At 36.5% G+C, this 21,321-nt stretch carries 19 protein-coding genes; 3 read left to right on the top strand and 16 right to left on the bottom strand.

What is annotated here, in order from left to right:
* Positions 1 to 204: 204 nt before the first annotated feature.
* The 12 genes from mtaB to gpr form a co-directional block, all read right to left on the bottom strand.
* Complete coding sequence (gene mtaB / locus ACEWK1_RS16850) at positions 205 to 1,563, bottom strand: tRNA (N(6)-L-threonylcarbamoyladenosine(37)-C(2))-methylthiotransferase MtaB (RefSeq protein WP_121662888.1); 1,359 nt, start codon at positions 1,561 to 1,563, stop codon at positions 205 to 207.
* Between the two features lie 5 nt (positions 1,564 to 1,568).
* Positions 1,569 to 2,324, bottom strand: a complete 756-nt coding sequence (locus ACEWK1_RS16845; RefSeq protein ID WP_212136730.1) for a 16S rRNA (uracil(1498)-N(3))-methyltransferase — start codon at positions 2,322 to 2,324, stop codon at positions 1,569 to 1,571.
* Between the two features lie 17 nt (positions 2,325 to 2,341).
* Positions 2,342 to 3,280, bottom strand: coding sequence for a 50S ribosomal protein L11 methyltransferase (prmA, locus tag ACEWK1_RS16840; RefSeq protein WP_121662890.1), 939 nt, complete (start codon positions 3,278 to 3,280; stop codon positions 2,342 to 2,344).
* 31 nt (positions 3,281 to 3,311) lie between these two features.
* Entirely contained in the window at positions 3,312 to 4,433 is a 1,122-nt protein-coding gene (gene dnaJ, locus ACEWK1_RS16835; RefSeq protein ID WP_121662891.1) for a molecular chaperone DnaJ, read from the bottom strand.
* A 157-nt stretch (positions 4,434 to 4,590) separates the two neighbouring features.
* On the bottom strand, positions 4,591 to 6,420 hold the full coding sequence (gene dnaK, locus ACEWK1_RS16830; RefSeq protein WP_212136732.1) for a molecular chaperone DnaK: 1,830 nt from the start codon (positions 6,418 to 6,420) through the stop codon (positions 4,591 to 4,593).
* Between the two features lie 33 nt (positions 6,421 to 6,453).
* Positions 6,454 to 7,032, bottom strand: a complete 579-nt coding sequence (grpE, locus tag ACEWK1_RS16825) for a nucleotide exchange factor GrpE (protein WP_121662893.1) — start codon at positions 7,030 to 7,032, stop codon at positions 6,454 to 6,456.
* Positions 7,033 to 7,135: 103 nt separating this feature from the next.
* Positions 7,136 to 8,167: a heat-inducible transcriptional repressor HrcA gene (gene hrcA / locus ACEWK1_RS16820; protein ID WP_121662894.1), complete on the bottom strand. Its 1,032-nt coding sequence runs from the start codon at positions 8,165 to 8,167 to the stop codon at positions 7,136 to 7,138.
* A gap of 141 nt (positions 8,168 to 8,308) precedes the next feature.
* Positions 8,309 to 9,451 carry a radical SAM family heme chaperone HemW gene (gene hemW / locus ACEWK1_RS16815; protein WP_212136734.1) on the bottom strand — a complete coding sequence of 381 codons (1,143 nt, stop codon included), beginning with the start codon at positions 9,449 to 9,451 and terminating at the stop codon, positions 8,309 to 8,311.
* Between the two features lie 107 nt (positions 9,452 to 9,558).
* The gene (lepA, locus tag ACEWK1_RS16810) at positions 9,559 to 11,382 is read right to left on the bottom strand and encodes a translation elongation factor 4 (RefSeq protein WP_285843002.1); all 1,824 of its coding nucleotides are present in this window, start codon (positions 11,380 to 11,382) and stop codon (positions 9,559 to 9,561) included.
* A 170-nt stretch (positions 11,383 to 11,552) separates the two neighbouring features.
* On the bottom strand, positions 11,553 to 11,900 hold the full coding sequence (locus ACEWK1_RS16805; protein WP_121665059.1) for a YqxA family protein: 348 nt from the start codon (positions 11,898 to 11,900) through the stop codon (positions 11,553 to 11,555).
* A gap of 22 nt (positions 11,901 to 11,922) precedes the next feature.
* Complete coding sequence (gene spoIIP, locus ACEWK1_RS16800) at positions 11,923 to 13,122, bottom strand: stage II sporulation protein P (RefSeq protein ID WP_212136736.1); 1,200 nt, start codon at positions 13,120 to 13,122, stop codon at positions 11,923 to 11,925.
* Positions 13,123 to 13,220: 98 nt separating this feature from the next.
* Entirely contained in the window at positions 13,221 to 14,330 is a 1,110-nt protein-coding gene (gene gpr / locus ACEWK1_RS16795; RefSeq protein WP_212136738.1) for a GPR endopeptidase, read from the bottom strand.
* Positions 14,331 to 14,563: 233 nt separating this feature from the next.
* Here gpr and rpsT point away from each other — a divergent pair, with 233 nt between their 5' ends.
* Positions 14,564 to 14,830, top strand: coding sequence for a 30S ribosomal protein S20 (gene rpsT / locus ACEWK1_RS16790; RefSeq protein ID WP_121662899.1), 267 nt, complete (start codon positions 14,564 to 14,566; stop codon positions 14,828 to 14,830).
* 91 nt (positions 14,831 to 14,921) lie between these two features.
* On the opposite strand, the gene holA is transcribed toward rpsT, so the two are convergent.
* Entirely contained in the window at positions 14,922 to 15,944 is a 1,023-nt protein-coding gene (gene holA, locus ACEWK1_RS16785) for a DNA polymerase III subunit delta (protein ID WP_212136740.1), read from the bottom strand.
* Positions 15,945 to 16,333: 389 nt separating this feature from the next.
* Between holA and ACEWK1_RS16780 the strand changes: the two genes are divergently transcribed.
* The gene (locus ACEWK1_RS16780) at positions 16,334 to 16,468 is read left to right on the top strand and encodes a YqzM family protein (RefSeq protein WP_121662901.1); all 135 of its coding nucleotides are present in this window, start codon (positions 16,334 to 16,336) and stop codon (positions 16,466 to 16,468) included.
* A gap of 50 nt (positions 16,469 to 16,518) precedes the next feature.
* Here ACEWK1_RS16780 and ACEWK1_RS16775 read toward each other — a convergent pair whose 3' ends face one another.
* The 3 genes from ACEWK1_RS16775 to ACEWK1_RS16765 form a co-directional block, all read right to left on the bottom strand.
* Complete coding sequence (locus tag ACEWK1_RS16775) at positions 16,519 to 18,783, bottom strand: DNA internalization-related competence protein ComEC/Rec2 (RefSeq protein ID WP_232273901.1); 2,265 nt, start codon at positions 18,781 to 18,783, stop codon at positions 16,519 to 16,521.
* A 150-nt stretch (positions 18,784 to 18,933) separates the two neighbouring features.
* Entirely contained in the window at positions 18,934 to 19,494 is a 561-nt protein-coding gene (locus tag ACEWK1_RS16770) for a ComE operon protein 2 (RefSeq protein ID WP_121662903.1), read from the bottom strand.
* A gap of 85 nt (positions 19,495 to 19,579) precedes the next feature.
* Positions 19,580 to 20,212, bottom strand: coding sequence for a helix-hairpin-helix domain-containing protein (locus ACEWK1_RS16765; RefSeq protein WP_212136744.1), 633 nt, complete (start codon positions 20,210 to 20,212; stop codon positions 19,580 to 19,582).
* 89 nt (positions 20,213 to 20,301) lie between these two features.
* Here ACEWK1_RS16765 and comER point away from each other — a divergent pair, with 89 nt between their 5' ends.
* Positions 20,302 to 21,135, top strand: coding sequence for a late competence protein ComER (gene comER / locus ACEWK1_RS16760; RefSeq protein WP_212136746.1), 834 nt, complete (start codon positions 20,302 to 20,304; stop codon positions 21,133 to 21,135).
* Positions 21,136 to 21,321: the final 186 nt, after the last annotated feature.

Below are 21,321 nucleotides of genomic sequence, written 5' to 3'. Positions count from 1 at the left end.
ACACTACAACGGCCTTTCCTCTTCACTTTGTCGTTCATCCCCCTTATGAACGACACTTCACCTCTCTTTCCTCTTCGTCTTGTCGTTCATCCCTCTTCGACCTCCACTGGGATTTCCTCCTCATCTTGCCGTACAGATCCAAATACTCTCCCCAAAAATTAGGCGCGAATTCCTAAGAATCCGCGCCTAATCTATAGTCTCTTATCATGAAGTTAAACGAACTTCTTCTACCTTTACAGTCTCTTCCATCACTCTTACAAACTGACCCTCATTGAATGGGTAGCCGGCTTTTGTGATTTTGACCTTGACGATTTTTCCGACCATTTCCTCATTTGCTGGGAATACAACTTTTAGATAATTGTCTGTATATCCAACATATAAGTTTTCGTTTGTTTCTTCTTTGTATCTTTCTTCAGGAATTATTTCTAATACTTCATTTTCAAATTGTGAAGCATATTCTTTAGCTAATTGATCTGAAAGTTCAATAAGACGGTGAACACGTTCATTTTTTATGTCCTCGTCTACTTGATCTTCCATACGTGCGGCAGGTGTGCCTGTACGTTTAGAATAAGGGAACACATGTAGCTCAGAAAACTTATGTTTTTTAATAAAGTTATAAGTTTCCATAAACTCTTCTTCCGTTTCACCTGGGAAGCCAACGATAACGTCAGATGTAATCGCTAAGCCAGGTAATGCTTCTTTTAAACGCTCAATACGCTCAGCAAAGAATTCCATCGTATATTTTCTACGCATGCGTTTTAGGACAGTATCAGAGCCTGACTGAATTGGAATGTGTAGATGACGAACCACTTTGTCAGAGTTTTGAAGTACCTCAATGACTTCGTCAGAAATCTGACTTGCTTCAATCGAAGAAATACGGATACGTTTTAGACCTTCTACTTGCTCGTCTAAGTCTCTTAAAAGCATAGCTAGGTTATAGTCCTTTAAGTCCTCACCATATCCACCTGTGTGAATTCCTGTTAAGACGATTTCTTTATAACCCGCATCTACGAGTTGTTGAGCTTGTGCAACTACCTCTTTAGGGTCACGAGAACGCATTAAACCGCGAGCCCAAGGAATAATACAAAAAGTACAGAAGTTGTTGCAGCCTTCTTGAATTTTTAATGAAGCTCTTGTACGGTCTGTGAATGAAGGAACATCAAGTTCTTCATAAACACGTGTTTTCATAATGTTTCTAACGCCGTTAATTGGCTTTCTTTCTTCTTTGTATTGCTCAATATACTCTAGCATTTTTACACGGTCTTGAGTTCCAACCACAATATCAACACCTGGAATTGCCATGATTTCAGCTGGAGAAGTTTGGGCATAACATCCTGTTACACAAATAACACCATCCGGATTTTTTCGAATGGCACGACGAATCACTTGACGACTTTTTTTATCACCAGTGTTGGTAACTGTACAAGTATTAATAACATATACGTCTGCAACACGTTCATAGTCAGTACGTTCATAGCCAGCTTCTTTAAAGAGCTGCCATATCGCTTCTGTTTCGTAATGATTTACTTTACAACCTAATGTATGAAATGCAACTGTAGGCATGATCTTCACCTCGATAGTTCGAAATTATAGGAAACAGCAGATAATAAATACAACGGTGCTGTCTCAGTTCTTAATATTCTTGGGCCAAAACTACAAATAATAAAACCAGCTTCCTCGAGTTTTGAAACCTCTTTTTCTGTTAATCCACCCTCAGGTCCAAACACAGCAAGCATGGATCCTCCAACCTGAAGTTCATCAAAGGCTTTAGCCAGGTTTTTCTTTTCTCCCTGTTTAGCAGACTCTTCATAAGCCACAATTTTTACATCGAAGCCTTTTGCTAGAGAAATCAGTTCGTGAAAATCACATGGTTCACTAATTGTTGGAATTGTATTGCGGTATGATTGCTCTGATGCTTCCTTTGCGATCTTGGACCAACGCTCAAGCTTTTTGCCGACCTTTTTAGTCTCAAGCTTTACAATTGAACGAGCAGCATTAAAAGGGATAAATGAAGAAGCACCTAATTCGGTGCCCTTTTGAATAATCCACTCAAGCTTATCCCCTTTAGGCAACCCGCTCGCAATGGAAATAGAAACTGGTAATTCATGATTCACTGTCATCCATTCTAATACAGAACAACTCACTTGGTCATTGGTAATTTCAACAATTTCACAAAGTGCTTCAAAACCATCCTTTGTACAGCAGACAACCTTATTACCTGGTTGCATACGCAAAACACGTGAGATATGGTGTACGTCGTCACCTGTAATAAAGATATCTCCCTTAATATTTTCTTTTGCTGTATTTATAAAATATCGTTGCAAAGGGATTCCCTCTTTCTTTACTTCTTTTTCGCGATAAACGCAACCCAATCTTCCATGACCATTGTTTCTTCAATCACAAAACCAGCATTTTGCAGAGCATCTTTTACTTCATTTTTCTTGTTTTGAATAATACCTGATGTAATAAAAGTTCCGTCTTGTTTCAATACTTCATATGCTTTATCAATAAAGCGAACGATAATTTCAGCAAGAATATTGGATACAATTAAATCAACTGGGCCTTCAACACCGTCAAGGAGATTTTTTTGAGAAACATTGACAATGTTTTGTACTTTGTTAATCTTACAATTTAAGCGGGCACTATCAACTGCCACTTGATCTAAGTCATATGCATCAATACTTTTGGCACCAAGTAAACCAGCAGCAATACTTAAAACACCAGATCCTGTTCCTACGTCAATAACTGTATCGTCCTTTTGAACGGTACGTTCTAATGCTTGTATACATAATACAGTAGTAGGATGTGTTCCTGTTCCAAAGGCCATTCCTGGATCTAGTTCTATGATTAATTCATCTGAACTTACAGGTTCATAGATCTCCCAAGTTGGAACAATCGTAAACTTTTCAGAAATTTTAACAGGGTGGTAATATTTTTTCCAAGCTGTTGCCCATTCTTCCTCATTTACTTCACTTATTGTAATATGATTTCTTCCGAGATCGATATCATATACCAGTAGATTGTTGATACCAGCTTTTATGCCCTCAACGGTTTCACCAAGAAAACTATTAACAGGTAAATAAGCCTTTACAACAACACCTTCTTCTGGATAATCGGTTGGATCTAGTTGGTAGATTTCGCCGAGGGATGTACTCCGTTCCTTCATTAAGTCAGCTAAATCCTCAATGACCACACCACTTGCTCCAGCTTCATGCAAAATATTAGAAATGGGTTCCACCGCTTCTTGTGTTGTATGGATGCTTAATTCAGACCATTTCATATCTACCAACTCCAATCCTTAACCTTAAATATTAGTCACCTTTGAACGCTCGTTTTACTTTATCAAAAAAGCTTTCTTCATGTTCATCAGGTTTTGCCCCACTGATTTCAGCAAATTCTCTCAACAAATCTTTTTGTTTTTCTGATAAATTCGTAGGAGTTAGCACACGTAAAATCACATATTGATCTCCTTGGCCATAGCCTCTTACATTCGGTACTCCCTTACCAGAAAGACGGAATTTTTTACCTGTTTGTGTTCCAGCAGGTACTTTAAGTTTTACCTTACCGTGTAATGTTGGAACCTCAATTTCATCTCCAAGTGCAGCTTGAGCAAAGGTTAATGGCATTTCACAATAGATGTCGTCGCCATCTCTTTCAAAGAATTCATGTTCTCTCACATGGAAAACAACATACAGGTCCCCTGGAGGTCCACCATTTACTCCTGGCTCCCCTTGTGCAGAGACACGTAGCTGTTGACCATCATCAACACCTGCAGGAATTTTCACTTGAATTTTTTTGCGTTTTTTCACTTTACCTGCTCCACGACAAGTTCCACATTTATGCTTAATGATTTTACCTGTTCCTTCACAGTAGTGACAAACTCTTCGATTGACAATACGACCGAACGGGGTATTTTGTTCAACACTTTGTTGACCGCTACCGCCACAATGCGAACATGTCTCAGGGGACGTTCCTTTTTGAGCACCCGAGCCATCACATGTTTCACACGTTTCTTCACGTGGGATTTCAATTGTAGTTTCTTTACCAAAAACAGCTTCTTCAAAATCCAGCGTCATAGTATATTGTAAGTCGGCACCTTGTCTTGGAGCGTTAGGATCTCTTCTTCTTGTGCCACCGCCAAAGATTGAGCTAAAAATATCTTCAAAGCCAAAACCATCGCCACCGAAACCAGCGCCGCCACCAAAGCCTTGATTTGGATCAGTATGTCCAAATTGATCATAATGAGCTTTCTTTTGATCATCACTTAATGTTTCATAGGCTTCTGTAATTTCTTTGAATTTTTCGTCTGCATCTGCTTCTTTGTTGATGTCTGGATGGTATTTCTTTGAAAGCTTACGATAAGCCTTTTTTATCTCATCCTTACTGGCGTTCTTACCTAAACCGAGCACATCATAGTAATCACGCTTGCTCATAATTTCTCACTCCCGATTTTCTCACATAAGGTAAATTGTATCACTCAAAAGAGAAGAAAAGCAACATATAGTTACTGCTTATAACAAGCCTTTCACTTTTACAAAAAAAGCCAAAGTCAAGACCTACCCTGACTTTGACTTTTCACCTTAATATGACTTATTTTTTGTCGTCATCATTTACTTCTTCAAACTCTGCGTCAACAACATCGTCAGCTGCTTTATTACCAGCTTCTCCACCTTGCTGAGCCTGAGCTTGTTGTGCTTGCTCATATAGTTTCACTGAAAGCTCTTGTACAATTGTTTGAAGAGCCTCTTTTTTCGCTTTGATTTCTTCTAATTCGTTTTTCTCAATTGCTGCTTTTAAAGCATCTTTTGCTTCATTCGCTTTTGCAACCTCAGCTTCGTCTACTTTACCTTCAAGATCTTTTAGTGTTTTTTCTGTTTGGAACACTAATTGATCTGCTTCGTTACGAAGTTCTACTTCTTCTTTACGTGCTTTATCTGCATCTGCGTTTTCTTCAGCTTCTTTAACCATACGGTCGATTTCATCATCTGATAAACCAGTGTTTGATTTGATTGTGATCGCTTGTTCTTTGTTTGTGCCTAAGTCTTTTGCACGAACATTAACGATACCATTTTTGTCGATATCAAATGATACTTCAATTTGAGGTACTCCACGTGGTGCTGGCGGAATATCTGTTAATTGGAAGCGACCTAAAGTTTTGTTGTCAGCTGACATTGGACGCTCACCTTGAAGTACATGAATATCTACTGCTGTTTGGCTATCAGCTGCAGTTGAGAACACCTGTGATTTACTTGTTGGGATTGTTGTATTACGTTCAATAAGCTTCGTAAATACGCCACCCATCGTTTCAATTCCAAGTGAAAGTGGAGTAACGTCAAGTAATACTACGTCTTTTACGTCTCCAGTAATAACTCCACCTTGAATTGATGCACCAAGTGCTACAACTTCATCAGGGTTTACGCCTTTATGAGGCTCTTTTCCTAATGCTTTTTTAATTGCTTCTTGTACAGCCGGAATACGAGTTGATCCACCAACAAGAATAACTTTATCAATTTCACTAGCTGAAAGATCAGCATCGCTTAACGCTTGGCGGACAGGTCCCATTGTTCTTTCAACTAAGTCTGAAGATAACTCGTCAAATTTAGCACGCGAAAGGCTTACTTCTAAGTGAAGTGGACCAGCTTCTCCAGCTGTGATAAATGGTAATGAGATTTGAGTTGATGTTACACCTGATAGATCTTTTTTCGCTTTCTCAGCAGCATCTTTTAAACGTTGCAGGGCCATTTTATCTTTAGACAGGTCAATGCCGTTTTCTTTTTTGAATTCAGCTACTAAGTAATCAATGATAACTTGGTCAAAGTCATCTCCACCTAAACGGTTGTCCCCAGCAGTAGAGCGAACTTCAAATACACCATCACCAAGCTCAAGTACTGATACGTCAAACGTACCGCCACCTAAGTCATAAACAAGAATTGTTTGATCTTCATCTGTTTTATCTAAACCATATGCTAAAGCCGCAGCAGTTGGTTCGTTGATAATACGTTCAACTTCTAAACCAGCAATTTTACCAGCATCTTTTGTTGCTTGACGCTCAGCATCATTGAAATAAGCTGGAACCGTGATAACTGCTTTTGTTACCGGCTCACCTAAATATTCTTCTGCATAAGATTTTAAGTGTTGAAGAATAATGGCTGAAAGTTCTTGTGGTGTGTAATTTTTCCCTTCAACTTCTACTTTATGGTCAGTACCCATATGACGTTTGATTGAGATAATTGTGTTAGGGTTTGTGATAGCTTGTCGTTTTGCTACCTCCCCAACTTGACGTTCGCCGTTTTTGAAAGCAACTACAGAAGGAGTTGTACGGTTACCTTCTGGATTTGGGATCACTTTCGGTTCTCCGCCTTCTAAAACTGCGACACATGAGTTTGTTGTACCTAAGTCGATACCGATAATTTTACTCATAGATAGAACCTCCTAATATGTAAGTTATGATAATTATTGATTTACTTTAACCATTGCAGGTCGAATGACTCGATCCTTCAATCTATATCCTTTTTGCAGTTCTTCAATGACAGTATTAGAATCATAGTTTTCATCCTCAACTTGCATAACTGCTTGATGTAGATGTGGATCAAATTGTTCACCAACTGATTTGATTGTTTCTACACCTTCATTTTGTAAAGCTTGAACTAATTGGTTGTACACCATGTTCATTCCTTGTAGCAATGATTTGGTTTGATCATTGCTTGCTTCTATTTGTAACGCTCTTTCAAAGTTATCAAGAGCAGGTAAAATTTCAGAAACTAAGCTTTGTGCACGATACTTTTGAGCAGCCTCTTGATCTAAGCGAGCACGTCTTCTAAAGTTGTCAAAGTCTGCTTGAGCTCGAAGCATTTTGTTTTCTGTTTCATCAAGCTTTGCTTGTAGTTCAGAAATTTTAGCAGCTGACTCATCAACTACTTCAGTTTCTTCTACTTGAACATCATCTGCATCTACAATTTCAGCATCTGATTCGACATTTTCAACTGTATCTACTGTTTCTTCTTGTTCTGCAACGTTTTTTTCATTTGACACGATCTTTCACCTCCCTTAAAGAAAGATATATATATATCTAGTATTTATAGCATGGGAATCGGATGGAATAGCACTCATTCCATCCTTATCAATATAACCAAGCTTATGAACCATGATACAAGTCAGTAAGAGTTTTAGACAGGTCGCGTGTCATTCTAGTTAATAAACTTACAACACGAGAATACTCCATTCGAGTAGGACCAAGCACCGCTATTGTACCTAACTGGTTATCTCCTAATGAATAGGTGGCGGTAATTAGACTGCAGTTTTCCATTGCTGAAAGGTCATTTTCCTTACCAATTTTTATCGAAATACCTGCAGAATTTGCTTTTAATAGTCCATACAACTCTTTTTCTTGCTCAATCATTGTTAAAAGTGACCGGATTCTCCCAATATCTGAAAACTCCGGTTGACTGAGCATATTTGTTTTACCACCAAAATAAATTTTCTCATTTGACTCTAAGTTTAATGAACCAGCCATGATCTTTAATAGCATGTCATAGTTCTCAATATGATTCTTCAAGACAGTAACAACTTCTTTAAAGATCTTATTCTGGAGATCAACCAGTGGTACACCTACTAATCTTTCGTTAAGAATGTTTACCATCTTTTCAATATCACTTGGCTCTAGTGAATCCGGGAAAGTAATTGTACGATTTTCAACATGTCCAGTATTTGTGACAATAATAGCAACTGCAGTTTCCTTACTAATTGGCACGATTTGGATCCGTTTCAATCGATTTTCATTCACTTTCGGCCCTAATACAATCGATGTATAATTTGTCATTTCCGACAAAATTTGTGCTGATTTTTGAACAACCTTTTCTAGTTCGAAAATTTTCTCAGCATAAATAGATTTAATTTGAGTTACTTCTGTTTTTGTTAATCTCTGTGGAGAAAGTAAATGGTCCACATAATAGCGATATCCCTTCTCAGAAGGAACACGTCCTGAGGAACTGTGTGTTTTCTCGATAAATCCCAGGTCCTCTAAGTCAGCCATATCGTTCCTTATAGTAGCCGAGCTAAACGTTATTTCGTCTTTTTTCGCTAATGATCGAGAACCAACAGGCTGAGCTGAATGAATAAAATCATCAATGATGACTTGAAGAACCAACAATTGGCGATCTGTAAGCACTATTCATCACCTCTGTTAGCACTCTTATAACGCGAGTGCTAAATATATATAAAAAGTTATCAAAACCAAAATAAATTGTCAATTATAAAATACTTGATTTATCAATGAAAAGCTCACATTTTTTTATAAAGACGTGGTTATTTATGAAATTAAAAATTCTTGGAAAACTTCGTTGCCTAATAGCTTTCCTTTATGAGTAAGAAAAAGGGATTCATCGTCATTTACTAGTAGTCCTTGTTTAACGAGTTTTTGGATTTGGCTACCGAATTTTTCTTCCAATTTAACTGAAAATCTTTCATGAAAAATTTCCTTGTTAACACCTTTTACTATTCGTAACCCAAGAAACATTTGCTCTTCCATTTCTTCTTCTTTGCTCACTTCTGTTTGTGTAGAAAAAGCTGTCCCAGATTCATCAATTTTCTCCATATACTTTCTAATTGGACCAACATTGGATGTTCTTACCCCATTAACATATCCATGTGCACCTGCACCAAATCCATAATAATACTCGTTGTTCCAATACGTTAGATTATGCTGACTTTCATATCCTGGAATGGCGTAATTACTTATTTCATATTGCTTATAGCCATGCTTCTCCATTTCTTCCATTGCCAATTCATACATTTGCGCCTCATGCTCCTGAGGTGGCAGTGTTAATTTTCCTTTTTGCATTAAATTATAAAACACTGTTTTCGGTTCAATGATTAAAGAATATGCGGAGAAGTGTTTTACATTTAGGGTAAATGCAGTTTCCAGCGTTTCTCTAAATTGCTCGATTGTTTGTCCAGGCAGTGCATACATTAAATCGAGACTTAAATTATCAAACCCTACCTGTTCAGCTTGTTTTATTGTACGAAATACATCATCTTTTCGATGTACTCGTCCAATTTTATTGAGAAGCTCATCGTCAAAACTTTGAACCCCAATACTTAAGCGATTAACTCCTGCATTTTTTAAAACTTCCAATTTTTCTATAGAAAGTTCCCCAGGGTTTGCTTCAACTGCGAATTCAACAAGTTCATTTGTTGACAGCAGCTCGGTCGAAATACCTTCAAGAAGTCGATCAAGTTGCTTTGCCGATAAGGCTGTAGGAGTACCACCACCAATAAAAATGGTTTTAAGCGGCTCCTGTTGTTTATTAATTTCCTTAGCGTGATGCATTTCTGTTATAAGATTTTCAATATATTCATCAACAGGTTGTTGTTTGAAGAAGACCTTATTAAAATCACAATAATGACAAATATGATGGCAAAAAGGAATATGAATGTACGCGGATCTAATCATTTTTTCACCTTCTAATTAAGAAGCCGCAGACATCGCTGCGGCATCCATTTTCTTTCATATAACTAAGAGAACTTATTATAGCATGTATCCGATACTATCTAAAAGAATCAGCTTTCATCCATACGCAATACAGCCATAAAGGCTTCTTGTGGTACTTCAACAGAACCAACTTGCTTCATTCTCTTTTTACCTTCTTTTTGTTTTTCTAATAACTTACGCTTACGTGAAATGTCGCCACCGTAACATTTAGCAAGTACGTTTTTACGCATCGCTTTGATTGTCGATCTTGCCACAATCTTTTGACCAATCGCAGCTTGAATCGGCACTTCGAAATGTTGACGCGGGATAAGTTCTTTTAGTTTTTCAACAATAATTTTTCCACGGTCATATGATGAGTCACGGTGCACAATAAATGATAACGCATCAATCTTCTCACCATTCAATAGTATGTCCATTTTAACTAGAGTTGATGTTTTATAACCAATTAATTCATAGTCAAAGGAAGCATAACCTTTTGTATTCGATTTTAATTGATCAAAGAAATCATAAACAATTTCAGATAATGGGATTTCGTAATTAATATTAACCCGATTTTCATCAAGATATTGCATATCAATGAAATTTCCACGTTTCTTCTGACAAAGCTCCATGACAGCACCAACATAATCATTTGGAACCATTATTGACGCTTTTACATAAGGCTCTTCAATACGGTCAATCTTTTGCGGATCAGGCATATTTGCTGGATTATCGACTCTTAAAGTTTCACCATCTGTTAAATGAACATCATAGATAACACTTGGAGCTGTAGTAATTAAATCAATTTTGAATTCACGTTCAATGCGTTCTTGTATAATTTCCATATGAAGTAGTCCTAAAAATCCACATCGGAAACCAAATCCTAAAGCCTGTGACGTTTCTGGCTCAAATTGAAGAGACGAATCGTTTAGCTCAAGCTTTTCTAATGCATCACGTAAATCATTATATTTAGCCGTATCAATTGGGTAAAGACCACAAAACACCATTGGATTTAACTTACGATAACCCGGAAGTGCCTCAGTTGCCCCATTTTTTGCATTCGTAATTGTATCACCAACACGAGTGTCTCCTACGTTTTTAATAGCAGCTGTTAAAAAGCCAACATCTCCTACATTTAATTCTTTTAACTGGACAGGTTTAGGATTGAATACCCCTACCTCAGTTACTTCAAATTCTTTACCAGTTGCCATCATTTTAATTTTTTGCCCTACTTTAACCGTTCCTTCCACAACACGAATGTATGCAACAACACCGCGGTAAGCGTCATATAAGGAGTCAAAGATAAGAGCTTTTAACGGCCCTTCAGGGTCACCTTGTGGTGCAGGTACTTTTTCTACAACCTGCTCTAATATCTCTTCAATACCAATTCCAGCTTTAGCAGATGCTAAAACTGCTTCAGATGCATCTAAACCGATTACGTCTTCAACCTCTTGACGAACACGTTCAGGGTCAGCACTTGGTAAGTCAATTTTGTTAATAACAGGAAGGATTTCCAAATCATTATCAAGCGCTAAATATACATTTGCAAGAGTTTGAGCTTCAATTCCCTGAGCTGCATCAACTACAAGAATTGCTCCTTCACATGCTGCAAGGCTTCGTGAAACCTCGTACGTAAAGTCGACATGTCCTGGAGTATCGATTAAATGGAAAGTGTATTCCTCTCCATCTTTCGCTTTATATTTTAATTGAACGGCATTTAATTTAATCGTAATTCCACGCTCGCGTTCAAGATCCATTGAATCTAACAGCTGATTCTTCATTTCACGCTGAGTTAAAGCTGATGTTTTTTCTAAAATACGATCTGCTAGAGTCGATTTACCGTGGTCAATATGAGCAATAATCGAAAAATTCCGGATTTTCGACTGCCTTTTTAATTTTTCTTCTCTATTCATAATATGTTTTCACTCCTACATAGCTTACAAATACACTATTTCTCATTATATCAATTGACATATCAAGATTCAATGGATAAAAACGGAGGATGAACCGTTGTTGTACTAAAAAAGCCGACAGTTATTAATTGCCATTAGTTTAGCATGGCGATTATTTGTCGGCTTTCTTATTATTCTAGTAAACCACTTAACCAATTCGTTACCATATCCAATATTGTCGATACTCCATTACTAACAATACCTGCAAGCTGTTTACCGATTTGAGAGAAGAAGTTAAAGGCTTCAATTTGTTCAAGCTGCTCCTGTTTTTTTTCAAGATCCTGACTGGTTACTTCGTTTCCTAGAATAGAGGCAGCGACATCACCTGATTCACTGTCAACTTGAAAAGCACCTTGCAAATCAGGATCATTGTATCCTTTCATTTTGATCATGCCTTGGTTTGCTTGCTGCATGCCAACTAACACGCCAAATAAAAGCACAGAACATAAAACAAAGCATTTAAACATGAATTTAATCATCTTACTTCCCTCACAATGTGTTTTACTTTTTTTCAGCTGATGAATCACCATTTACTTTTTCTGCTTGCCAATAATACTCGCTAAATACATCAGCTACAGCTGAAACTGTGTTTTTAAGTTCCTCCAGATTATTGTCAACCCCACCAAATTCTAAGAGCATAGCGTTTTGAGAGAGATCCTGATTATAAACTCCGTTATATCCTTTTCCTCCTTGCTCGAAGATCCCGCGACTTAATCCAGGGTATTTCTTTTCCAATAAGTCATGAAGGTCTTTAGCTAACTTTTCATTTTTGTCAGCTGTTGGATTATCTCCACCAATCACAAATGCTAGTTTGGCATATGATTTATCCCCAATTTTTATAGTAGTGACACCTTTTCTTTGTGAATCACGATGAATATCGATCATATAATTTAAGTTACGATTACTAGCCATTGCACTTTCAACGATTGGCCTTGAGGCAGTATATGACTTTGCATAATTCCAACCTTTTTGCTTTAAGCTGGCTTGTACATCTGTTTTTTCTACATGTGAACCTATTCCTTCATCTTGAAGAGCTTTACCTAATAACTCGCTAACAATTGTGACGTTTGCTTTAGAGTGAATAGCGCGATTAGGGTCACTTTCTCCTTCTAGTAACGGAAGATACGATTCAGTGTTATGAGTGTTATATATATAAACGACCTTTTTATCTCCTGTAGTAAGAGAAGGAGGAGCTTTTGGCTCTTCGTCTCCAGAATTTACAGCTTCATTCTTTGTAATAGATGCTTCTCTTTCTTGTTCTAACACCTCTGTAGGCGGTGGAGATTCGTATGGCATATTTGTATAGTTTGTCCCGTCCCCAGCCACAACAATTTCACTATCAAACAGAGAGAATCCTGGTAGCTCTCGTCCTAGCAAGCTGCGTGGGTCATCAGGGTTAATACTCGTGGCAACTTTAAACATAATCGAAGATAACTTAATTGGTTCTGCATGTTCCGGTAATGCAGAACTAAAAAAGCGGTTTTCAGCACCTAATAATTGAAGAAAAGCCTCACTATCAATATTTCGTGTTAAATCATTGATTGATGAGGAGGTTAAACGATATTCAGGTTTTAATGACGTTAAAATACCTGAAAGTAAAAAGGTCATGAACAAAACAATGAAGCTAACAACGATTCCTTTTTTTATGCTTGTCCCATTTAAGGTTACAACCATATTGCGACTTGTACTAGAACGCTTCATTTCATAAAAAACCTCCTTATGCTTGTCTACTAAAATGTATGACAAAGCATAAGAAAGTAGAACAATCTGTTTTTTTCTTATGAACCATTCTATTTTAACTAGTGTGTATAAGCACCTGAATTATCTTGGTTAACCTGCTGATGAAGTGCAGAATTTAATCCACTAGCTATAACATTCGCCATATCGTCAATGAACATATCGACTTCCTTCGGCGTGACCATTAAATTATGCCCAAGTGGTGATAGCACTTCATGAATAAGCTTCCTTTTTTCGTCTTCCTCTAGTCCTCCGACTATTCCTAAAAATTGTTGACGATGCTCATCACTTGGTAAGTCATCATCCGTTAGTACTCGACGTTCTCCAAAGCTCATTCCTGCTGGTGTTAACGATCTTGACGGTTTATTCCCTTCATTTAACTCTCTCCCAAAATGCTTTAAAATATAGTCAATGGTATCACTTGTAATTGAAACAGCATCAACTACTGTTGGAATACCGATTGCAATGACAGGAATGCCAAAAGTTTCCTTACTTAGCGCTTTTCGCTTATTGCCAACACCCGAACCAGGATGGATGCCTGTATCAGATATTTGAATTGTTGTATTTACTCGCTCAATTGATCTAGCCGCTAAGGCATCAATCGCAATAACAAAATCAGGCTTTGATTGCTCAATGACTCCTGAGATAATATCGCTTGTCTCAATACCTGTTAACCCCATGACTCCAGGTGCTAATGCACTAACAGGACGAAAGCCTTCTTCTACATTTTCAGGCTGTAATTTAAACAAATGTCTTGTAATTAGTAAATTTTCAACTGCTAACGGACCAAGTGCATCTGGTGTGACATTCCAATTTCCCAACCCAACAACTAAACAGCTAGCATCTTTTGGGATATTACTATCTGCAAGAAATTGACTAAATAATTTCGCAAACACATCTATCACTTTTTCTTGCAGTTCAGTATCTTTCTGTCTAATTCCTTGGACTTCCAAGGTTAAATATTTGCCAGGCTTTTTCCCAACAATTTTTGACCCTTCTTCATCAATATCCAAGGAAGAGATACTAACTCCTTCTTCGTCCCATTCCTTTATAACAACACCAGAAATATCTGATGAATTTTCTGCTTCAGTTTGCTCAAGCGCCATCGCTCGTGCTTCTACCGCTAAATCTGTTCGAACAGAATAATTACTTAAATCTAGTGATTTACCCATAACTATACCTCCCAAATTCATTCCTACTGCTTATCTTTTCCATTATTCTGGTGAAACATTCTTTTGGAATGGAGATCGTTTCGCTGAAAGATAAAAAATTACATGCTTTCAATGTATTTTCCTTTACATTAGTATTGCAATATGAGTGGCTGTTTGATAGAATATCTTTTGTTCATGTAAAGGAAATGATCGAGCTAAATAGATCTCGATGAACTTCTTAGGAGGTGAAAGATATGCCAAATATTAAATCTGCAATCAAGCGTGTTAAAACTAGCAATGAGCGTAATGCACATAACTCTGCTATTAAATCTACAATGCGTACTGCAATTAAAAGAGTAGATGCTTTAGTTTTAAATAACGATGCTGATAATGCAAAAGCTGCACTTGTTGAAGCTAACAAGCAAATCGATAAAGCTGCACAAAGTGGTTTAGTTCATAAAAACACTGCTGCTCGCTACAAATCTCGTTTAGCGAAAGCTGTTAACGGATTAACTGCATAATGATAAGAATGGTTGTCAATTTGCTTTATGCAAACCTAGACAACCCTTTCTTATACATAAAAAACGATCCAATAAGAGGATCGTTTTTTGTTTAATCGTTTTTAAATAATTTTAACAAAAACAACTCTAGTAAAAGTTGTTTATCTTTTTTCCCTGTTTTCATTTCATAATCAGCCTCAGCAAGCTCCATTAATATATGCGCCAATTCCTCTGTTTGAAATAGTCGAGCCTGTTGTAATGCAAGCTTTACTCTAAATGGATGGACTTTAACTGTCGAAGCAATCTGCTGTTGACCGTACCCAACAGTTGAGAGCTCCTTCACTTGTAAAATTAAGCGAAATTGTGTTACAAGCAAGGAAAGAATTTTAATGGGTTCTTCATTATTTTTTAATAAATCATAAAATATTTGTAAGGCCTCTTTGCTTCTTCGGTAAATAACATGCTCAATTAAATCAAAAATGTTTTGCTCTAAGGTACGTGCCACTAGTAAGTTTACCGTTTCAACTGAAATGATTCCACCCTCACCTACGTAAGTGCTAAGCTTTTGTAGCTCTTGGTGGATCGCCATCAGGTCTCCAGCAGTTAACACAAGCAATTGTTCTACTGCTGCCTTTTCTAACTCCACTCTTTGTTCCTGTGCCACGTTCAGCATCCACTTTATTGCCTCATCATCAGATAGTGATTTCATCTCAATCACAACAGATTGCTTTTTCAATAATTTTGTTATTTTCTTTCGCTCATCTAATTTTTCATATGGAGCAACAAACACAACAATTGTGTAGGGGGCAGGAGAATTTATGTATTGTTCAAGTTTTTCAACACGATGTTCTAGCTTTTCTTTTTTCTTTTCACTCGTTAAAAAGACTGGATTTTTTATAATAACAACACGCTTTTCCCCCATAAAAGGTAACGTTTCCGCATCTTCAATTGCCGTTTCCACTGGTGTTTCTTCCATATCATATACAGAAAGATTAAAATCCTTTTCTTCTTCCAAAAGAGAAGCTTGTACGATATGACGAAGTGTTTCCTGCATCAAAAACGACTCTTCTCCAACTAATAGATAAACTGGTTGTACTTTTTTATTCTGAATATCTTTCCATACATTAAAAATCATGTTCATTCTCCAATCGTTCGTTTCACTTTATTTATCGTAAAATGAAACAACAGCTTTGGCAAGTAGTAAAGAAAAAGTGGATACTTTATAAGGGTGTTCTTTTATACAAAATGAATAAGGGAACTAAAAACACTTTAGTTCCCTTTTATCTATGTGAACGCTTCGATTCAGGGCCTAGGTACCAGAATTCGAAGCGATGCTCCAATGTAATTGTTATTTATTGTGACCAATATAAAATGAACTATTATTGATTGTTACTAACATTGTTGGAAATTGCCGCCTTTTGTTAATCACTCAGTCACCATATCAACTCGAGCCTTTAATGGGAAGATGGTGTAGATTTTTTTATAGTAATCGCTTATACTAAAATTGATATAGGAGGGGTAACAGTGAACGAATTTGAAAAGAACGTCCAAAGTAAACGTAATGATGCTATTGATTCAGGTGTGGGATTCGTTGTTTCATTTGGATTTTTCGCGACAATTTTCATCATTGCGACTGTTGTTAAATTAATCTCTGCTTAAGTGATGACACGATTACATAGAGACTGCTGCTGCAGTCTCTTTTTCGTTTATCATTTTACTTCATCGTATGGCGGATGAGTAAAAAACGTTCCTGCATTTCCTTTATATTCGTATAAAATTCCACCTTGAAGATCGGTTCTAAAAATAGATATTTGTCTTCTTCTCAACTTTTCCATTACTTCATCATGCGGGTGTTGATATCGGTTTTGATAACCAGCCGAAATGATCGCAATGGATGGTCTTAATTGATCTAATAGTTGATCAGAAGTTGAACCTCTACTTCCATGATGGCCAATTTTCAATACATCTACTTTTAAATTTGGATATGCCAACATCATTTTCTCTTCACTTTTCATTTCAGCATCTCCGGTAAATAACCATTTTAAGCCACCTATTTCCGCTACCAACACCATGGAATCATCATTCTTACTATCAGTTAAGGTAGAAGGAGACAAAATACGAAACATAAAACCCTTATATAGTAATTGATCACCAGCTTCAACAACTCTTATGTTCATTTTCTTCTCTGTCGCAATCTTAACAATCTCATTTTCAAGCTCTCCCCTTATAAATCCTTTTGGTATAACAAGCTCATCCACATTTAATTTATTTATGATTCTTAAGGCTTCCCCAATATGATCCAGGTCGCCATGTGATAGAAATATTCCATGAAGTTTTGTTACCCCTATTGACTTTAAATAAGGAATGGTAGTGTCTTCAGCTATAGAATAAACATTCCTTCTTAACTCCCAGTCTTCTGATGGAAAAGTCATTTTCCCACCTGTATCAATCAAAAAATTCCCTTTGTTGAATGGAAGTTGAATAAAAATAGAGTCACCTTGTCCAACATTGATCACCATAACTCTTCCCTGAGGATTGATATATGAGAGGTGCAAATGTATGAAAAAAAGAAGGAGCAATCCACAAAACGGTTTATACAAAGACTTTAATGTGGGATTCTTTTCAAAACGAAGGAATAAAACAATTGATGTCATACAATAGAGGATAATAAAAAAGAGTGAAGGCTTTCCAGTCGTCAATGTGGTAAAAGATATGTTAGCAGCATTTAAGACAAGCCGATGGGAATAATCCAAGATAATGTGTAATAGTGAAACCAGTGGCATTCCAAGTGTTGATGAAAATGAAACTAAAACGGTTGCCAGAATAGATAAAGGCAAAATACATATTGAATAAAAAGGTACAAAAATCATATTCAAAGGTAAACTAATGAGTGATACCTCAAAAAAATGATACAGGATGAGAGGCATCGCACAAAGTTGAGCAACAGCTGAAACAATGAACAGCCTTACAAAGGCATTGGAAAACAATGAAATTACTTTTGATGAAAGTAATAATCCAAGACTAACAATATACGATAATTGAAAACCAACTTGAAACAAATAATATGGATTAATCAAAAGTAAAACTAAACATGTAAAACTGATCACATCTGTTGCAGTAAACTTTTTATGAACAAGCCCAATGATAAAATAAAGGACAACCATAAAGGATGCTCTTATAACAGATGGTGAGCCACCGGTTAAAATCATATAAACCGGAAGTAATATAATCAAGATTTTCTTTGAATTTTCATGTGTTATACCTAAATAAATGAATAGAAAGTAAGCTCCACCGACTAATAAACCCACATGTAAGCCAGATATCGCTAACAGATGGACAATACCTAATTTTTGGTAAGCGACTTCCACTTTTTCATCAAGTAAACGCCTTTCTCCAAAAAGGAGGGCTTGTACAATTCCTTCGGACGAACTCGGAAATTTCTCCTCAATTAACGTTAGTCCTTTTTCTCGATACTTTTGAAGAAGAGTCATCACGTTAAAATCACCTGCGTGACAACTGTGAATATCAGCTATTTTAAATTCCCAATGGATATGGTGGTCATGAAGATATTGTTTATAATCAAAAGCGTTAGGCATTGTTGGGGATTTTGGTCCTTCTAATTCACCTTTAAAAACGCAAACATCACCTGTTTTTATTTTCTGTAAGGAGTTTTTCTCTTCCAATGACTTGATTAAATAGGAATAAGTTAATTTCTCCCCTATTTCAGTTTTAATGATTCCTTTCACATAATTCCCATCAATTACCGGAGTAGAGTTGACCGTGCCCGTAGCCTGATACTCTCCTTCATTCAGCTTTGTTTGATTTTGAGATTCTGTAAGAAAATAGGTGGAAAGATAGATAAGAATGACGATCAAACTAAGGAAACTGAGGGGGGATTTAAACTTTAAATGGAGATAAATAAGAAAGGTAATTGTAAAGAAAAGAGAGAGCGGGTGGAAATGAAAACGCCCCATTGTTATGGCTAAACAAGCTGCTATTGCGAGGAAAAGAAAATGACCTTTAATAAGCTTCACCACCTTATTATGATGGAATTTGTTAACTTTGGATAAAAGATTTATTAGAAAGCAATTGCCATTAAACAATTGCTTTCTTAAACTGTTTTATTACGAAAATAAGGCTTTTGCTTCCTTTTTTAAGCGTTTTATCTCTTCGTCACTCTTCTGTGATTTCTCCAGCTTGTCCAGTAGTTCAAACACAAACGCTTCTTTTTCCTTATTTTTGTTCTCAAAAGATGTGTTCTCTAGATTAACATGCTCTACTTTCACATTTGCTTGTTGAAATAACTCAATTGCATAAGGATGGTTTTTATAGTCAACCGCATAGTATACGGTTTTAATACCAGCCTGAATAAGTGCTTTACAACATTGAAGACATGGAAAATGAGTCACGTAAATCTCAGCCCCATCTGTTGGTACCCCAAACTTCGCACATTGCAGCAGTGCATTCATTTCAGCATGTATGGTTCTAACACAATGATTATCAATAACATAACAGCCCTCATCTGAGCAATGTACACCACCTGCTATAGAACCATTATAACCACCTGCTATTATTCTTTTATCTCTAACGATTGTGGCTCCAACGGCTAGCCTCGTGCATGTACTCCTCATGGCTAGTAAATGACTTTGTGACATAAAATATTGATTCCAGGATATTCGACTCATGCTGCTACTTCCCCCACTCGACATTTTTCTTAAACCTAGTTTATCGGGAAATGCAAATATTCGTCAATTCAAACTTTTGTTAAGTTTAATTAACAGTAACTTCTTCTTTTAATTTCTCTAATGATTTTTCTCCAATTCCCGATACTTCTAATAACCCTTCAATCGATTTAAACTGACCGTTTTCTTCTCTATATGAAATAATAGCCTCAGCCTTTGCAGGTCCAATACCTGACAGTGTTTGAAGCTCCTCACTTGTTGCAAGGTTAATATTGATTTTCTTAGGGCTGTCCTTTTCTTCGTTAGTAGTCTGAAATGGATTTTCCTTAATTTCACCGATTTGCGGAATATAAACTACCATCCCATCTTCTAATGAAGAAGCAAGATTTACGGCCGCTTCATCAGCTTGATCACTCAATCCTCCAGCTTTTTCAATAATTTCATGTACTCTTGCATTAGCTGAAATCTCATAAACTCCAGGTGTTTGAACAGCCCCCTTTACATCAATAACGATGGTAGATGCTTCTGAATTCTCACTTGTTTTCTGTTCACCCTTAGTTGTTTCATCCATCACACTTGTTTCCATATAGGCACCTTCAACATTTGTTGTCACAAGTTCAGATGAGGCTTGGATATTAAAAAAATAATAATAAAGTATAGTTACTGCTAATAAACTAACTAACAGGATAATCCATTTTTTGTATTTTTGGACGATACTCATCAATAAAACTCCTTTAAAAATTAATCATAAAACATCACTACAAAACATATCGTGTATGAGAGAATTGCATTCTAAGGAGGGGATATACTTTGAATGTAGGTTTTGTTGGAACAGGAAATATGGGGAGAATATTAATTGAATCATTTATTGAGTCGGGTGCAATTAAACCCTCATTCATTTATATGATGAATCGAACGATGTCTAAAGCTGAAGCGATAAAGAGTTTATATCCAAAAACAAATGTGGTAGAAACAGCTGAGGAAGTAGTAAAACATTCTGATTTAATTTTCATTTGTGTCAAACCATTAGATATTCACCCCCTTTTAAAGAGTCTTGACCACCTTTTAACACCTAATAAATGCATAATATCCATAACTAGTCCTATTAATGTTGATCAACTAGAATCACTTGTAGAATGTCAGGTTACAAGAGCGATACCAAGTATAACGAACCGGGCTTTCTCCGGGGTTTCGCTAATTACTTACGGAAATTCGTGTCATAAGGAGACAAAAACAACAATTGAAGAATTATTTGAACAAATTTCAAATCCTGTTCAAATTGAAGATGATATTACCAGAGTATCTTCTGATATCGTTAGCTGTGGGCCAGCTTTTTTCAGCTATTTACTTCAACGATTTGTAGATGGTGCAGTTGCGGAAACGAATATAACCAAAGAGCAGGCTGTTCTTTTGGCAAGTGAAATGATCGTTGGTATGGGCAAGTTGTTGGAAACAGAAATATATACCCTTCCTACTCTACAAGATAAAGTATGTGTAAAAGGTGGGGTTACTGGTAAAGGAATCAAAGTATTGGAAGATGAAGTGGGAGAAATGTTTGAAAAAATATTTCAAGCAACACACGAAAAGTATTATGAAGATATAGAAGAAGTGTCTGTTCAGTTTAGCAAGATTCCAAATAAGTAATTCTCTATCAGAAAGATAAACTCCTTCTATATTATAAAAAAATTTTCAGGTGAACTCTTATTAAGAGTTCACCTTTGTTTTTTTACAAATAAAGAAAATTCTTTCTGCTGAAGAATGCGGTTGACTTTCTACTTGAAAATCACTACAAATTTTTAAAACCTGAAAAGAAGCTGCCGCTAATAAAGA

This window comes from Metabacillus sp. YM-086, from assembly GCF_048059995.1.
Taxonomy (GTDB): domain Bacteria; phylum Bacillota; class Bacilli; order Bacillales; family Bacillaceae; genus Metabacillus; species Metabacillus litoralis_B.
Note: the sequence above shows the minus strand (reverse complement) of the source record. Positions and strands in the feature narration are given on the sequence as shown.

What these genes read in the sequence shown, in the direction of transcription:
- lepA (WP_285843002.1), bottom strand. Translation starts at nt 11,382, where the DNA reads ATGAATAGAGAAGAAAAATTAAAAAGGCAGTCGAAAATCCGGAATTTT.
- gpr (WP_212136738.1), bottom strand. Translation starts at nt 14,330, where the DNA reads ATGGGTAAATCACTAGATTTAAGTAATTATTCTGTTCGAACAGATTTA.
- ACEWK1_RS16765 (WP_212136744.1), bottom strand. Translation starts at nt 20,212, where the DNA reads ATGAGTATCGTCCAAAAATACAAAAAATGGATTATCCTGTTAGTTAGT.
- rpsT (WP_121662899.1), top strand. Translation starts at nt 14,564, where the DNA reads ATGCCAAATATTAAATCTGCAATCAAGCGTGTTAAAACTAGCAATGAG.
- holA (WP_212136740.1), bottom strand. Translation starts at nt 15,944, where the DNA reads ATGATTTTTAATGTATGGAAAGATATTCAGAATAAAAAAGTACAACCA.
- ACEWK1_RS16770 (WP_121662903.1), bottom strand. Translation starts at nt 19,494, where the DNA reads ATGAGTCGAATATCCTGGAATCAATATTTTATGTCACAAAGTCATTTA.
- dnaK (WP_212136732.1), bottom strand. Translation starts at nt 6,420, where the DNA reads ATGAGTAAAATTATCGGTATCGACTTAGGTACAACAAACTCATGTGTC.
- ACEWK1_RS16805 (WP_121665059.1), bottom strand. Translation starts at nt 11,900, where the DNA reads ATGATTAAATTCATGTTTAAATGCTTTGTTTTATGTTCTGTGCTTTTA.
- prmA (WP_121662890.1), bottom strand. Translation starts at nt 3,280, where the DNA reads ATGAAATGGTCTGAATTAAGCATCCATACAACACAAGAAGCGGTGGAA.
- spoIIP (WP_212136736.1), bottom strand. Translation starts at nt 13,122, where the DNA reads ATGAAGCGTTCTAGTACAAGTCGCAATATGGTTGTAACCTTAAATGGG.
- ACEWK1_RS16775 (WP_232273901.1), bottom strand. Translation starts at nt 18,783, where the DNA reads ATGGGGCGTTTTCATTTCCACCCGCTCTCTCTTTTCTTTACAATTACC.
- mtaB (WP_121662888.1), bottom strand. Translation starts at nt 1,563, where the DNA reads ATGCCTACAGTTGCATTTCATACATTAGGTTGTAAAGTAAATCATTAC.
- dnaJ (WP_121662891.1), bottom strand. Translation starts at nt 4,433, where the DNA reads ATGAGCAAGCGTGATTACTATGATGTGCTCGGTTTAGGTAAGAACGCC.
- hemW (WP_212136734.1), bottom strand. Translation starts at nt 9,451, where the DNA reads ATGATTAGATCCGCGTACATTCATATTCCTTTTTGCCATCATATTTGT.